Origin of the sequence: Brevundimonas sp. Leaf280, assembly GCF_001422455.1 — a bacterium.
Classification (GTDB): Bacteria; Pseudomonadota; Alphaproteobacteria; order Caulobacterales; family Caulobacteraceae; genus Brevundimonas.
The window spans coordinates 111,156-125,632 of sequence record NZ_LMNC01000008.1 but is presented as its reverse complement, the minus strand read 5'-3'; the positions used below and the strand labels follow the sequence as shown (position 1 = coordinate 125,632).

Below are 14,477 nucleotides of genomic sequence, written 5' to 3'. Positions count from 1 at the left end.
GAAGTCATAGATGACATTGGCCATCAGGGTGGCGGATTCGATGTCGCCTTCGGGCGAGAAGCAGCCGCCCGTCGCCGGGGTCAGGTTGCACAGGCCTTGCGTGCCGGTGACGGCGCGAACGCGACCAATGTCGCCCGAGCGGTAGCCGCCTTCCAGTTCAACGCGCCAGTTGGGATTGAAGCGGTAGCCGAGGCGAGCGAACGCCGCCCAGCCGTCGTTCACTTCCCAGTTCCAGTTGGCGCCGGTCGTGGACGATTCAGCGTTGATATCGTCGATCATGTGGTAGCCGGCGTCGATGGCGCCGTACCAACCATTGGGTTCCGCCGACGCAGCACCAGCCGACAGGGCCAGGGCGGCCGCTGCGCTGGAGGCCAGCACGAAAGTCTTCATACGCATAGGGGGTATCCCTCCGCCTCTGTTATAGTAGGGGGCGGGTCTACCGCCTACGCGGGTCTTACCAGCCTTGCTGTATAAGGTCGAGGCGGAAACGTGACGGTTTCGATCAGCAAAGGCGATACCGTGGCCTTGATGATACAGATGAATTTGGCGTCCACACACAGAATAGTTAATCTCTAGCCGTTGATGCGTCACAATCTCCCGCAGCGAGACACTCCAACCTATGCGAGTGTCACGGCTCGATCTTTGGATCGACCATCTGCATCCCGAGCCACTCTCCTATCAGCGCCGGCTTGTCGGCCCCGTCGATCTCGACCGTCAGTTCGTGCTTCAGCAACCAGCGTCCGTCGCCCTTGTCGTCGGCCGATAAAAGCTTGAAGCGACCGCGAATGCGTGATCCCGCCGGCACCGGCGCCAGGAACCGCAGCTTGTCGAAACCGTAGTTCACGCCCATCACGACGCCATCCAGCGGCGCCACGGCGTCATAGCTCATGGCTGAAGCGAGGCTCAGGGTCAGAAAGCCGTGCGCGATTGTCCCGCCGAATGGCGTGGCCCTGGCCGCTTTCGGATCGACATGGATGAACTGGTGATCTTCGGTGCAATCGGCGAAGGCGTCGATCCGGGCCTGGGTGACGTCGAACCATTTCGACACCCCGACCTCCTCGCCGATCAGTCCCTGTAGCTCACTAACCTTGGTCATCGTACGTTTCCTGAATGCGTTTGAGGCGAGGTTGGCCGACCGTCGCGGGCAAGGGAAGACCCTCAGCCGCCGAAGCGCCCCTCGATGATCTCGGCGTACAGCGTCGGATCGACGTTGCCGCCTGAAAGCACAATGGCCGTCGTCCGTCCTTTCGTCTCGATCTTTCCGGCAAGCAGGGCCGCGAGCGAGACGGCGCCGCCTGGTTCGAGGACGATCTTGAGATGGCGGAACGCGAACCGCATCGCTTCCGCGACCTCGGCGTCCGAGACGGTGATCGCCCCCGCCAGCCGCCGGTTGATCGGCCAGGTCAGCACACCCGGCATCGGCGACATCAAGGCGTCGCAGATCGAGGGCGCGCCCTGTGGATGACCGACTCGCTCCCCGGCCGCAAGCGATCGCGCCGTGTCGTCGAAGGCTTCCGGCTCGACCACGAACACTTTCGTCGCCGGACTGCGCTCGGCCATCACCAGGTTGATCCCGGCCATCAGCCCGCCGCCGGAGGCGCCGCACAGCAACTGGTCGAAGGGCGCATCCGCCTGATCCAGCATTTCAAGCGCCGTCGTCCCCTGGCCCTCGATAATAAAGGGATCATCGAACGGGGGAACCAGGATAGACCCGCGCTCTGTGGCGATGGCCGCGCCGATCACCTCGCGGCTTTCGGTCCAGCGGTCGTAGAAGCGCACCTCGCCGCCGAAGTCGATCACGCCCTCGACCTTCACCCTGGGCGAGTCCGACGGCATGACGATGATCGCCGGCGTCCCGACCATGGCGGCGGCGGCGGCGACGCCCTGGGCATGGTTCCCGGACGAGAAGGCGACGACGCCGCGCGCCTTCTCCTCGTCGGTCAGTCGGCTGATGCGGTTGTAGGCGCCACGAAATTTGAAGGCTCCGGCGCGCTGCAGGCTTTCCGCCTTCATCATAACCCGCCCGCCGACCACCGCGTTCAGAGCCGGGCTTTCGAGCAGCGGCGTGCGGACGGCGACCCCGTCGATCTGGCGGGCGGCGTCGAGGACGCCTTCATAGCTGGGCACGTGCGTCGTCATATGCTCCCCTTACCCAAGACGCAGCCGGGAGAGAACCATGAGCCTGATCCTCGCCATCGACCAGGGCACGACCTCGACCCGCGCCATCGCCTTCGAGGTCGCGCCTCAAGCAGCGCGAAGCGCGGTAGGCGAAGAAAAAGGGGACCTGAGACCCGTCGCGGTCAGCCAGATCGAGCTGGCCCAGTATTTCCCGAAGTCCGGCTGGGTCGAACATGACGCCGCCGAAATCTGGACCGCGACGCTTCAGACCTGTCGCGAGGTGGTGCGCAAGGCCGGAGGCGTCGCCCGGTTCAACGCCATCGGCATCACCAATCAGCGCGAAACGGCCGTGATCTGGGACGCGGCGACCGGCGAGCCGCTGCATCGCGCCATCGTCTGGCAGGATCGCCGCACGGCCGACGTCACCGCACGCCTGACCGCCCAAGGCCACGAGCCTCGGGTCCAGACCATGACCGGCCTGATCCTCGATCCCTATTTCTCGTCGACCAAGTTCGCTTGGCTCCTGGACGCTGTGCCCGGATCGCGCGAGCGGGCGGCGAAGGGCGAGGTCAAGCTGGGCACGATCGACGCCTGGCTGATCTGGAAGCTCACTGGCGGCCGGGTCCACGCCACCGATGCGACCAATGCATCACGCACGTCTCTGATGGATCTGAGGACGGTCAAATGGCGTGACGACCTGTGCGATGTGTTCGATGTGCCGCGAGAGGCCCTACCCGACATCGTCCCTTGCGCAGGTGTGATCGGCGAGAGCGATCCGGCGCTGTTCGGCCAGCCTCTGCCCATTGCCGGATCGGCCGGAGACCAGCAGGCGGCCCTAGTCGGGCACGGGGCGCTGAAGGCCGGGGACGCCAAGATCACCTATGGCACCGGCGCCTTTCTGGTCGCCAATGTCGGCGCGGAGCCGGTGGCCTCGACACGGCGCCTGTTGGGCACGCTCGGCTATCAGGCCGATGGCCAGTCCGCCTATGCGCTGGAGGGGTCGATCTTCTCGGCCGGCTCGGCGATCCAGTGGCTGAGAGACGGGGTCGGGCTGATCTCGGAATCGCGCCAGTCGGAGGCGATGGCGCAGACCCTCAAGGACAACGGCGGGGTCTATATGGTCCCCGGCTTCACGGGTCTGGGCGCACCATGGTGGGAACCAGAAGCGAGGGGGACCATCGTGGGGCTGACACGGGATTCCGGTCCGGCCCATTTCGTACGCGCCGCGCTGGAAGCCCTGGCCTATCAGACGCGCGATTTGCTCGACGCCCTGGCCGCCGACGGCGCCCCGCCGCTGAAGACGCTGAAGGTGGACGGCGGCGTCACCGCAAACAGTTTCGCCATGCAGTTCGTCGCCGACATCTGCGAGGTCGAAGTGGAGCGTCCGGCCTTCCAGGAGATGACGGCCCTGGGCGCCGCGCGCCTGGCGGCCCTGGGCGTCGGCCTGCTACCCGATCTGGAGGCGCGCCCGGCTGAGGCGCCCGCCTGCTGGAAACCACGCATGAAGGCGGACGAGCGCGAGCGTCTGCTTTCCGGCTGGCGTCGCGCGGTGAAGGCCGCCATCATCGCCGCGTCGGACCGGGCGTGAGATCCGGACGGCTCAAGGAAACGACGAGGACCGCCGCATGACCGACGCCGCCCCGCTGGACGCCCAGAGCGCCTTCTCCGGCACGCGCGAGGTCGATCCGCGCTATCGCCTGGACGAGGCGGCGCTGGACGCCTGGACGCGCGCCCACGTCTCGGGATACGCCGGCCCGCTGACCGTGCGCCAGTTCAAGGGCGGCCAGTCGAACCCGACCTATGAACTGGTGACGCCCACGCACGCGTATGTGCTGCGTCGCAAACCGCCCGGCGTCCTGTTGCCCAGCGCCCACGCCGTCGACCGCGAGTTTCAGGTCATCTCGGCTCTGGCCGCGCAAGGCTTCCCCGTCGCCAAGCCTCATGCCCTATGCCTGGACGAGACCGTCATCGGCTCGATCTTCTATGTGATGGACAAGGTCGAGGGTCGGATCTTCTGGGACTTGAAACTGCCCGGCCTGACGCCCGTTGAGCGGCGCGCCGTCTATGAAGCCCAGACGGACACGCTGGCCCGGCTGCACGCCTTCGATCCGGCCGCCATCGGCCTGGCCGAATATGGCAAGGCTGGAAACTATTTTGCGCGTCAGGTCGGCCGCTGGACCAAGCAGTACCGCGCGTCGGAAACCGAGCCGGTTCCGGCGATGGACCGGCTGATCGCCTTCCTGCCCGACAGCCTCCCGGCTGAGGGCCCCAGCCGCATCGTCCACGGCGACTTTCGTCTCGACAACATGATCCTGGCGCCGGATCGAGCAGAGGTTCGCGCCGTGCTGGATTGGGAGCTGTCGACCCTGGGCGATCCGATGGCCGACTTCTCCTATCTGCTGATCGCCTGGGCTATTCCCGCCAGCCTACGAAACGGCTTGGCTGGGGCCGATCTGGAAGCCTTGGGCATTCCGTCGGTGGAAGAGACGGTCGAACGCTACGCCGCCGCAACGGGGATGCGGCCCGCCAATCTGGACTGGCTCTACGCCTACAACCTGTTCCGTCTGGCCGCTATCTGCCAAGGCATCGCCGGCCGCGTCCGCGACGGCACCGCCGCCAGCGCCCACGCCAAGACCATGGCCGCCCAGGTCGGTCCGCTCAGCGACGCGGCCTGGGGCTTTGCGAAGCAGGCAGGAGCCTAGTCCCTGACCGCGGCGCCCAGGATGCGCTTGTCCGTCTTGCCTTGCACCAGCACCGCCACGGCCTCGCCGGGGCGGGCGGACGGCAGGGCGTAGAGCATCGGGCGACCGCGCCATTCGCCAAGGCGCGTCACGCCGCGCACGACGTTCATATGTCGCACGGCCTGACCCCGGTTCTCGCCCTGACGGACCTCGACCACCTGGGGGCCCGGCGTGTAGGTCACCGCCACCACCTCGGCGCCGCCGACCGGCGCGCGGCCGGAACCGACGCCGACGCCGGCTCCGTTCTCGCGGAACTCGATCTCGGGAGGCCAGGCCTGACGAACGGCCTCCTGGCCGATGGCGGTTTCAAGTTCGACGCTGCGGGCGCCCGAGACCTGACGACGGCCGTCGATGACGACTTGGGGCGTCGAGACGCCGCGCTGGCGCAGGGCGGCGCGATAGGCGCGCTGGCGCTGGACGAACTCTGGCCGGGCGAAGGTGTCGGTCCAGCCCAGATAATCCCAGTAGTCGACGCCGTAGGTCAGGGCGATGACGCCCGGCTGGGCCGCCGCCTTCTCCACCGCCGCATTGGCCTCGATGCAGCCGCCGCAGCCCTGAGCGGTGAACAGTTCGACGACCACCGGCGGGCCGTTGGCCGTCGCATGGCGCGGCGCAAGCGGCGGACGCCCTGCCGCCGGCTGGGCCGCCGAGGCGACGGCTGCAAGGGCGCCCGCCATGACCGCACCCGCGATGATCCAACCCTTGGTGTTCATGCCGTCGTCTTTAACCCTCGACCTGTCCCGTCGCGCCTCATAATCGCGTGAGCCAATCGGGGCTCAAGCAGCGCGAAGCGCGATAGCCCCAAGGAACAAGCCTCAATCCATCAGTTGTTGCGACAGATAGACATAGTGCCGGGCCCAGCGACGGGCGTTGGCGACCGGGTCGGCGTCGTTGGAGTGGCCGCCGGCCGTGTCCTCATAATAGAGGTGGTCATAGCCCATATCGCCCAGGCGCGCGGCGAACTTGCGCGCATGACCCGGGTGGACGCGGTCGTCGCGCGTGTTGGTGGTCAGATAGACGCGGGGATAGGGTTGGCCCGGGCGGAGCTGCTGATAGGCGGAGTATTTCGCGATCCACGCGGCTTCTTCAGGGATGCGCGGGTCGCCATATTCGCCGATCCACGACGCCCCGGCCGGCAGTTCGTGATAGCGCAGCATGTCCACCAGAGGGCTCTCGATCACCGCCGCGTTGAACAGTTCGGGGTGCTGGGTGATCGACACCGAGGTCAGGACCCCGCCGTTCGAGCGACCATAGATGCCCAGACGACGCGGGCTGGTGATCCTGCGCTGTTCCAGATCGCGCGCCACGGCGGCGAAGTCGTCAAAGGCCTTCTGACGATCGCCGTCCAGCGCCGCCTGATGCCAGTCGGGCCCGAACTCGCCGCCGCCGCGGATATTGGCCTGGACGAAGACGCCGCCCCGCTCCAGCCACAGCTTGCCCATCTCGGGCTTGTAGGCCGGGTTCAGGCTGACCTGGAAACCGCCGTATCCCAGCATGACGGTCGGGTTCGACCCGTCCAGCTTCATGTCGCGCGGGCGGGTGACGAAATAGGGGATCTTGGTTCCGTCCGTTGAGGTCGCCTCGAACTGTTCGGTCACGTCGCGCGATACGTCGAACTTGGCGGGCGCCGACTTCAGCGTGGTCAGGGTCGCGGCGCCCGCATCGGCCAGGCTGAGGGTCGGAGGGACCAGGAAGCCCTGGGTCGAGACGAACACTTCGCCGCGTGCTTTGGACGAGTCGCCCAGACCGACGGCGAGGTTGTCGGGGACGGTGATGTCGGTCCGTGGCCAGCCCCATTCGCCCCTGTCCTGAAACACAGCAGCTTTGCCCCGAACATTGTCGGTGTAGGACACCACGACGCGATCGGAGAGGACGCGGACATCAGCCACGGCCTGACGCGTCTCCGGCCGGAAGATCATATCGGACGCATTGGTGATGACGATGTCCCCAGCGGCCGTCGCCGGGTGCAGCACCTCCAAAACCTCAGCTAAAAGGTCACCCGCGTTGCGATTCTTGCCGCGTCGCGACCAAGCTTCCTCGGCCGTGAAGACGAGCTTGCCGTTCAGCACCCCGTGGATGGACACACGGGCGGGAAGTTCTAGGCGCACAGGCTGACCATCCACCAACTGCCATGTCTCGGACCGGAAGGTGTCCAGCGGGCGGGTGATGATGACGGCCGTCACATTGCCGTCCTTGTCGCGATAGACGGCGGGGCTGACGCCATAGCCGCCGTCGCCCTGTTCGCCGCGATAGACCTCGGTCGCCTGGGCCAAGGTCTGGCCGCGCTTCAGCGTCTTGACGATGAAGGGATAGCCGGACTCCGTCATGGTTCCGGCGCCGAAGTCGGTGGCGACCAGAAGCGTGTCGCGGTCCAGCCATTCGATGCGGTGCTTGCCTTCGGGCAGGCTGAACCCGCCGTCCACGAAACGCTTGGTCGTCAGGTCGAACTCGCGCACGACCACCGCGTCCTCGCCGCCGTCGGACAGATTGATCAGGCAGCGGGTGTCGTCCGGCGCCAGGCAGTCGGCGCCCTTGAACACCCAGTCCTTGCCCTCGGCCTTGGACAGGGCGTCGATGTCCAGCAGGGTCTCCCACTGCGGCGTGGCGGTGCGGTAGCTGTCCAGCGTCGTGCGGCGCCAGACGCCCTTGGGATTGGCCGCGTCCTGCCAGAAGTTGCCGATACCGTCGCCCAGGAAGCTGGGCGTGGGGATGCGGTCGGTGGCGGTCAGGATCGCCTGCGCCTCGGCCCGGAAGGTCTCGTAGCGCGGGTCGCCGGTCAGAACGGCGAGGGACTTGCGGTTCTCCTCGGCGACGAAGGCCATGGCCTCGGCCCCGTCCACCTGCTCCAGCGCCAGATGATCGTCCGCCGCCGCGACGCCCGCCGGGGTCAGGTCGTGCGGGAAGTGTGGAGGGGGGAGTTGCGTCGTCAACGCTGCGCCATCTGGCCCAGAACAGTCATAACAGACCGGCTTGTCTTCCGCCGCAGCAGTCGACGTCTGTGCGAGCACGGGCGTCGCCCCCATCAGAAGGGCCGGGATGGCGGCGGACAGGATCAGGTGACGCATTCGAAAACTCCGCAAACTAATCCTCCTCCGCATCGCGGGGGAGGGGGACCGCCGCAGGCGGTGGAGGGGGCGGAACCAGACAGGGTGCATGGGGTCGTCCCCTCCACCACTTCGTGGTCCCCCTCCCCCGTTCGCAAGCGCTCACGGGGGAGGATTGAGTTCTATTCCTGCGCCGGCGTGTCCATCAGGCGGCGCGACAGATAGGTGTATTCCAACGCCAGACGGCGCGCGGTTTCGCGCAGGTTCGCCCCCGCCGCGTGGCCGCCGTCGACGTTTTCGTAGAACAAGACCGGATAGCCCAGCTCCTCCAGCCGCGCCGCCGCCTTGCGGGCATGGCCCGGATGGACGCGGTCGTCCTTGGTCGAGGTGTGGATGAAGACTTCCGGATAGGGCTGGCCCGCGCGCAGGTTCTGATACGGCGAATATTGCTCGATCCAGGCGCGCTGTTCGGGGATGTCCGGGTTGCCGTATTCGCCGATCCACGAGGCGCCGGCCAGCAGCTTGTGGAAGCGCAGCATGTCGAACAGGGGCACCTGGATGACGGCGGCGTTGATCAGGTCCGGCCTCTGGGTCAGCATGGCCCCCATGAACAGGCCGCCTTGCGAGCCGCCCATGATGCCCAGCTTGGGCTGGCTGGTGATGTCGCGGGCGATCAGGTCCAGGGCCACGGCCTGGAAATCTTCGTGCGCGCGCTGGCGGTTCTGCTGCAGGGCCGCCTCGTGCCAGCGGGGGCCGAACTCGCCGCCGCCGCGCGTATTGGCGATGACATAGACCCCGCCGCGCTCCAGCCACAGCTTGCCGACCGTCGCCGAATAGCCGGGCAGCAGCGAGCTCTCGAACCCGCCGTAACCGTACAGAAGCGTGGGGTTGGAGCCGTCCAGCGGCATGTCCGCCTTATGCACCACGAAATAGGGGATCATGGTGCCGTCGGCCGAGCGGGCCTCGTGCTGATCGACCGTCATGCCGGTCGCGTCGAACTTTGCCGGCATCGACTTGGCCTGATCGACCGCGCCGGTCGCCGCATCGGCAAGCCACAGGCTGGACGGGTTCAGATAGCCGGTGACGCTGACGAAGACCTTGTCGTCCTTCTCGGAGGCCGAGCCGATGCCGACCGAGACGTTCTGCGGCAGGTCCAGGGTCGTGTGCGCCCACTCGCCTTCACCAGGGGTGTAAACGCGCACAGAGCCGCGCACATTGTCATACAGGGCCACGACCAGCCGGTTGCGCGTGACGTTGACGCCCTCGATCGCCTGACGCTCGGTCGGGCGCAGCACCAGCTGGGCCGGGGTCGCCTGGTCGGCCAGCCAGGCCTCCAGCGGCCAGGCGATCAGGTCGCCGGTCTTGAAATCCTGGCCCGACGGCGCGGTCCAGTCCTGTTTCAGCGACACCAGCAGCCGCCCGTCCACCAGGCCGGTGATGTCGGACTTGGCCGGCAACTGAAGCTGGGTCAGGGCGCCGTCGTCGCTCAGACGCCAGGTCTCGGACGAATAGAAGTCCACCGAACGGTTGATCAGCGTCGCCTTCACCACCCCGTCGGCGTCGCGAAGCGTATAGCCGGACACAGAGACGTCCGTCGGCTTGCCGGTGAACAGGGTCTCGGCCTGATCCAGCCCCTGGCCGCGCTTCAGGCGCTTGACCACCATCGGATAGCCCGAGTCGGTCAGGGTGCCGGGGCCGAAGTCGCGCGAGATCAGCAGGGTGTCCTTGTCGATCCACGACGCGCCGCCCTTGGACTCCGGCAGGACGATGCCGCCCTCGACGAACTTGCGCTCGACGCTGTCGAACTCGCGCAGGGTCACCGCGTCCTTGCCGCCGTTCGACAGGCTGAGCAGGCAATAGCGTTCTTCGGGCGCCAGGCAGGTCGCGCCTTTATAGACCCAGTTCTGCCCCTCGGCCGCCGCCAGGGCGTCGATGTCCAGGATGGTCTGCCACTCGGGCGTCGCGGTGCGATAGCTGTCCAGCGTGGTCCGGCGCCAGACGCCGCGCACGTGCTGGGCGTCCTGCCAGAAGTTGTCGATATGGCCGTCGTGGGTGAAGCCGGGCGAGGGGATGCGGTCCTGAGCCTGGACGATCTCCAGCGCCTGCTGATGCAGCGGCTCGTAGCGCGCATCGCCCTGCAGCACGGCGAAGGTGCGGTCGTTATGGGCCTTGACCCATTCCATCGCCCGCTCGCCCTCGACCTCTTCCAGCCACAGATAGGGGTCGGTCGCGTCGCTGGTCGCGAATCCACCGGCGGGGGCGGGAGAAGAAACAGGAGTCTGGGCCATGGATACCGAAGTCAGGCTGGTGGAGGCGAGAAGGGCCGCGAGCGCGACGGCGGAAGAGCGGATCATGGACAGTCCCCGAAAAACGACGCCGGCACCTTAGCGGCGGCGCGGTCGGCGGCAAGTCGCGCGACCTTACCGTTTTGTCACACCGCCCTCAGTCCTCGTCTTCGATGCACAGCAGGTTGCCGCAGGCCTTGCAGTGGACCGCGTCCTGATCGTGGGTCTGAAGCCCGCAGGCCTCGCACGGATAGCGGACCTTGTGCGGCTTGATCAGGGCCTGGGCCAGACGCAGGAACAGGGTGATGCCGACCAGCATGATGGCGATGGACAACAGCTTGCCCAGCGAGCCGGGCAGGGTCACGTCGCCGAACCCGGTCGTCGTCAGGGTCGCCACGGTGAAATACAGGGCGTCGATATAGCCCGCGATCCCGTCGTGCCCCAGGAAGGTCGCATAGACGAATCCCGTCGTTACGAAGACGAAGGTGACCAGGCTGGACAGGGCCCGCACGATGCCCTCGACCCGGGTGTCGTCGAACTTGGCCCCGATGGTGCGCCAGAAGAAGTCCGAGTTCAGCAGGGTCCAAAGGCGCAGCATCCGCAGGAAGCCCAGGTTGAACAGCCAGGCGGGGAACAGCAGCGTCGCCAGGATGAACAGGTCCAGCCAGACGATGGGCCGCTTCAGCCAGTCCCTGATGTCCGAATAGGCATAGGCCCGCGCCGCCAGATCGGCCGCCAGGGTCGCCGCCACCAGATAGTCCAGCGCATAGAAGGCCCATCCCATATTCTTCAGGATTGGCGAGGCCAGGAAGAAGGCGATGATGGCGAAGTCCACCGCGATCACCATCAGTCGGAACTTCACCGCCGCCGGCTGGCTGCCGTGATAGAGATAACGCAACCGCGCCTTCAGCCGCAGGCCGTCGTCCTTGGGGTCGGTTTCGGTGTGGGACACGCTGGTTTCCGGGACGCAGGGTTGGGCCTATATGGCCTGCATGACCCGTCCTTTCGTCAAGATGAACGGCGCCGGCAATGACTTCGTCGTCGTCAATGCGCTGGAACAGCCGTTCGCTCCCGGCGACGACCAGATTCGCGCGCTGGGCGACCGCGAGACGGGCGAGGGGTTCGACCAGCTGATCGCCATCGAACCGTCAGACACGGCCGACGCCTTCATGCGGGTGTGGAACGCCGACGGATCGATGGTGGAGACCTGCGGCAACGCCCTGCGCTGCGTCGGCTGGCTGTTGATGCAGGCGAACGGATCGGATCGCGTCGTCATTGAGACGGCTGGCGGCCCGACCACCGCCACCCGCGCCGGTGACCACCGCGTGACCGTGGACATGGGCAAGCCTCGCCTGGACTGGACCCAGGTGCCGCTGGCCGAAGAGATGGACACCCGCGGCATCGAGCTTCAGGTCGGCCCCATCGACGCCCCGATCCTGCACACGCCGGGCGCCGTCTCGATGGGCAATCCGCACGTCGTCTTCTTCACCGATCGTCAGGACGACGCGTTCGTCATCGGGTCCGGCTCGCTGGTCGAGCATCACCCGTTGTTCCCGCAAGGGGTCAATGTCGGTTTCGCAAACGTGCTGGACCGGGACCACATCCGCCTGCGGGTCTGGGAGCGCGGGGCCGGTCTGACCAAGGCGTGCGGCACCGGCGCCTGCGCCGCTCTGGTCGCCACCGCGCGGCGCGGCCTGACCGAACGCAAGGCGACGGTCGTCGTCGATGGCGGCGAACTGGTCATCGACTGGGATGCGGAAACCGATCACGTCCTGATGACCGGCCCGGTCGAAATCGAGCGGACGGGAGTGATGTCGATCTGACGGCGTTGACGCTGACGCGCAGGTAAGGCTCCGGGCCGATTGCGCAGGCTTCCTCCGCGTCAAGGGTTGGCGCGGCCCGTCCCAGCCTCTAGGACACGAACGGTTACAGCCACGCCGATGCCCTGGACGACCGATGCCCGATCAGACCGAAAAGCAAACCTTCTCCGACGACGAAGCGCTGGACTTCCACCGCATCCCGACGCCGGGCAAGATTTCCATGGCGCCGACCAAGCCGATGGCGACCCAGCGCGACCTGTCGCTGGCCTATTCGCCGGGCGTAGCCGTGCCGGTCCTGGCCATCGCCGCCGATGCGGACAAGGCCTACGACTACACCTCCAAGGGTAACCTGGTCGCCGTCATCTCGAACGGCACCGCGATCCTGGGCTTGGGCAACCTGGGTCACATGGCCTCCAAGCCGGTCATGGAGGGCAAGTCGGTCCTGTTCAAACGGTTCGCCGACGTCGACAGCTTCGACATCGAAGTGAAGACCACCGATCCGGACGAGTTCATCACCGTCGTCAAGAACATCGGCGACACCTGGGGCGGCATCAATCTGGAGGACATCAAGTCCCCCGAATGCTTCGTCATCGAAAGCGAGCTTCAGGACCTGCTGGACATCCCCGTCTTCCATGACGACCAGCACGGCACCGCGATCATCTCGACCGCCGGCCTGATCAACGCTGTTCATATCGCCGGCAAGAAGCTGGACGAGATCAAGGTCGTGCTGGCCGGCGCCGGGGCGGCGGGCCTGTCCTCCATCGCCCTGATGAAGGCCGCGGGCGTCAAGGCCGAGAACACCGTGATCTGCGACCGAGACGGCGTCGTCTACAAGGGGCGCGACCACGGCATGGACCAGTGGAAGGCCGCCCACGCGACCGACACGCCCCTGCGGACCCTGGCCGAGGCCATGGTCGGCGCCGACGTGGTGCTGGGCCTGTCCGCCAAGGGTGCGATCACCAAGGAGATGGTCGCGTCGATGGCGCCCAATCCGATCATCTTCGCCATGGCCAACCCCGACCCCGAGATCACGCCCGAGGACGTCAAGTCGGTGCGCTCAGACGCCATCATCGCCACGGGCCGCTCGGACTATGTGAACCAGGTCAACAACGTCCTGGCCTTCCCCTATCTGTTCCGCGGCGCGCTGGATGTGCGCGCGCGTCGCGTGAACCACGAGATGAAGATCGCCTGCGCCCAGGCCCTGGCCGCCTTGGCGCGCGAAGACGTGCCGGACGAGGTCGCCGCCGCTTATCGCGGACGCAAGCTGAAGTTCGGCCCGGACTACATCATCCCGACACCCTTTGACCCGCGCCTGATCTGGTACATCCCGCCCTTCATCGCCCAGGCGGCGATGGACACCGGCGTGGCCCGCGTCCAGATCGAGGACATGGACGCCTATCGTCACGCGCTGCGTTCGCGCGTCGATCCGTCCGCCGCCCTGATGCAGAAGATCAGCTCGGCCGTGCGCGGCGGGCCGAACAAGCGCGTCGTCTTCGCCGAGGGCGAGGAGCCGGCCGTCATCCGCGCCGCCTGGGGCTTCAAACAGGCCGACCTGGGCACGCCGATTCTGGTGGGTCGCGAGGATCTGATCCGTCAGAACGCCGCCGAGGCCGGTCTGAACTTCGACGAGCTAGGCATCGAGATCACCAACGCTCGCGTCTCCGACCACAATGTCGAGGACACCGACTGGCTGTACGAAAAACTGCAGCGCCGGGGCTATCTGCGCCGCGACGTGCAGCGGATGATCAATCAGGACCGAAACTATTTCGCCGCCACCCTGGTCGCCAAGGGCCGGGCCGACGCCATGGTCGCGGGCGTGACCCGCAACTTCAACATGGCGCTGAAGGAGGTCCAGCGCGTGCTGGATGTGGACGACACCCTGATCGGCCTGTCGATCCTGCTGGCCAAGGGCCGCACCCTGTTTGTCGCCGACACCACCATTCACGAACTGCCGAACGCCGAAGAGTTGGCCGACATCGCCGTCAAGGCGGCCGATACGGTCAGGAAGCTGGGCCGCAATCCGCGCGTGGCCTTCCTGTCCTATTCCACCTTCGGCAACCCGCCCGGCGATCGCGCCGAGAAGGTGCGCGAGGCGATCCGCATCCTGGACAAGAAGGGCGTCGATTTCGAATACGAAGGCGAAATGCCGCCGGAAGTCGCGCTGGATCCCAAGGGGCATTCGGCCTACGCCTTCAACCGCCTGACCAAGCCGGCCAACGTCCTGGTCATGCCCGCCATCCATTCGGCCGCCATCTCGACCAAGCTGGTTCAGGCCCTGGGCGGCGCGACCGTGATCGGTCCGCTGCTGGTCGGTCTGGAGAAGCCGGTGCAGATCGTCAGCTTGGGCGCCTCGGTCAGCGAGATCATCACCGCCGCCACCTTCGCCGCCTATGACGCCGGTCCCGCCTTCCAAGGCTCGGGCCTGACCTCGGCGCCGCGTCCCCCCGCGGCCGTGGTCGAGCGTTGAGC

11 protein-coding genes are annotated in these 14,477 nt (G+C 66.8%); 4 read left to right on the top strand and 7 right to left on the bottom strand.

Going from position 1 to position 14,477, the window contains the following annotated elements; translation table 11 throughout:
- The 3 genes from ASF31_RS13645 to ASF31_RS13635 all read right to left on the bottom strand — a co-directional run.
- Positions 1 to 396: outer membrane beta-barrel protein (locus ASF31_RS13645; RefSeq protein ID WP_235551343.1), on the bottom strand; the 396-nt coding region annotated here is incomplete at its 3' end.
- A 232-nt stretch (positions 397 to 628) separates the two neighbouring features.
- Positions 629 to 1,096 carry a MaoC family dehydratase gene (locus tag ASF31_RS13640; protein ID WP_055755143.1) on the bottom strand — a complete coding sequence of 156 codons (468 nt, stop codon included), beginning with the start codon at positions 1,094 to 1,096 and terminating at the stop codon, positions 629 to 631.
- A gap of 62 nt (positions 1,097 to 1,158) precedes the next feature.
- Positions 1,159 to 2,139, bottom strand: coding sequence for a threonine/serine dehydratase (locus ASF31_RS13635; protein ID WP_055755142.1), 981 nt, complete (start codon positions 2,137 to 2,139; stop codon positions 1,159 to 1,161).
- A 37-nt stretch (positions 2,140 to 2,176) separates the two neighbouring features.
- Between ASF31_RS13635 and glpK the strand changes: the two genes are divergently transcribed.
- Positions 2,177 to 3,706 carry a glycerol kinase GlpK gene (glpK, locus tag ASF31_RS13630; RefSeq protein WP_055755141.1) on the top strand — a complete coding sequence of 510 codons (1,530 nt, stop codon included), beginning with the start codon at positions 2,177 to 2,179 and terminating at the stop codon, positions 3,704 to 3,706.
- Between the two features lie 37 nt (positions 3,707 to 3,743).
- A complete protein-coding gene (locus tag ASF31_RS13625; RefSeq protein ID WP_055755140.1) occupies positions 3,744 to 4,820 on the top strand; it encodes a phosphotransferase family protein in 1,077 nt (358 codons plus the stop codon).
- Here ASF31_RS13625 and ASF31_RS13620 read toward each other — a convergent pair.
- From ASF31_RS13620 to ASF31_RS13605, 4 genes are all read right to left on the bottom strand, one after another.
- Positions 4,817 to 5,572, bottom strand: coding sequence for a DUF1223 domain-containing protein (locus ASF31_RS13620; RefSeq protein WP_055755139.1), 756 nt, complete (start codon positions 5,570 to 5,572; stop codon positions 4,817 to 4,819). The two genes, ASF31_RS13625 and ASF31_RS13620, sit on opposite strands and share 4 nt — an antisense overlap.
- Positions 5,573 to 5,674: 102 nt before the next feature.
- A complete protein-coding gene (locus tag ASF31_RS13615; RefSeq protein WP_055755138.1) occupies positions 5,675 to 7,924 on the bottom strand; it encodes a prolyl oligopeptidase family protein in 2,250 nt (749 codons plus the stop codon).
- Positions 7,925 to 8,085: 161 nt separating this feature from the next.
- The gene (locus ASF31_RS13610; RefSeq protein ID WP_055755137.1) at positions 8,086 to 10,257 is read right to left on the bottom strand and encodes a prolyl oligopeptidase family protein; all 2,172 of its coding nucleotides are present in this window, start codon (positions 10,255 to 10,257) and stop codon (positions 8,086 to 8,088) included.
- Between the two features lie 88 nt (positions 10,258 to 10,345).
- On the bottom strand, positions 10,346 to 11,140 hold the full coding sequence (locus ASF31_RS13605) for a potassium channel family protein (RefSeq protein WP_055755136.1): 795 nt from the start codon (positions 11,138 to 11,140) through the stop codon (positions 10,346 to 10,348).
- A 40-nt stretch (positions 11,141 to 11,180) separates the two neighbouring features.
- On the opposite strand from ASF31_RS13605, the gene dapF reads away from it, so the two are divergent.
- Together dapF and ASF31_RS13595 are read left to right on the top strand one after the other, a co-directional pair.
- Positions 11,181 to 12,011: a diaminopimelate epimerase gene (dapF, locus tag ASF31_RS13600; RefSeq protein WP_055755152.1), complete on the top strand. Its 831-nt coding sequence runs from the start codon at positions 11,181 to 11,183 to the stop codon at positions 12,009 to 12,011.
- Positions 12,012 to 12,144: 133 nt separating this feature from the next.
- Positions 12,145 to 14,475: an NADP-dependent malic enzyme gene (locus ASF31_RS13595; protein ID WP_055755135.1), complete on the top strand. Its 2,331-nt coding sequence runs from the start codon at positions 12,145 to 12,147 to the stop codon at positions 14,473 to 14,475.
- The last annotated feature ends 2 nt before the right edge of the window (positions 14,476 to 14,477 follow it).

Coding starts and splice junctions, on each gene's coding strand:
- glpK (WP_055755141.1), top strand. CDS start 2,177: ATGAGCCTGATCCTCGCCATCGACCAGGGCACGACCTCGACCCGCGCC.
- ASF31_RS13620 (WP_055755139.1), bottom strand. CDS start 5,572: ATGAACACCAAGGGTTGGATCATCGCGGGTGCGGTCATGGCGGGCGCC.
- ASF31_RS13610 (WP_055755137.1), bottom strand. CDS start 10,257: ATGATCCGCTCTTCCGCCGTCGCGCTCGCGGCCCTTCTCGCCTCCACC.
- ASF31_RS13615 (WP_055755138.1), bottom strand. CDS start 7,924: ATGCGTCACCTGATCCTGTCCGCCGCCATCCCGGCCCTTCTGATGGGG.
- ASF31_RS13625 (WP_055755140.1), top strand. CDS start 3,744: ATGACCGACGCCGCCCCGCTGGACGCCCAGAGCGCCTTCTCCGGCACG.
- dapF (WP_055755152.1), top strand. CDS start 11,181: ATGACCCGTCCTTTCGTCAAGATGAACGGCGCCGGCAATGACTTCGTC.
- ASF31_RS13595 (WP_055755135.1), top strand. CDS start 12,145: ATGCCCGATCAGACCGAAAAGCAAACCTTCTCCGACGACGAAGCGCTG.
- ASF31_RS13640 (WP_055755143.1), bottom strand. CDS start 1,096: ATGACCAAGGTTAGTGAGCTACAGGGACTGATCGGCGAGGAGGTCGGG.
- ASF31_RS13635 (WP_055755142.1), bottom strand. CDS start 2,139: ATGACGACGCACGTGCCCAGCTATGAAGGCGTCCTCGACGCCGCCCGC.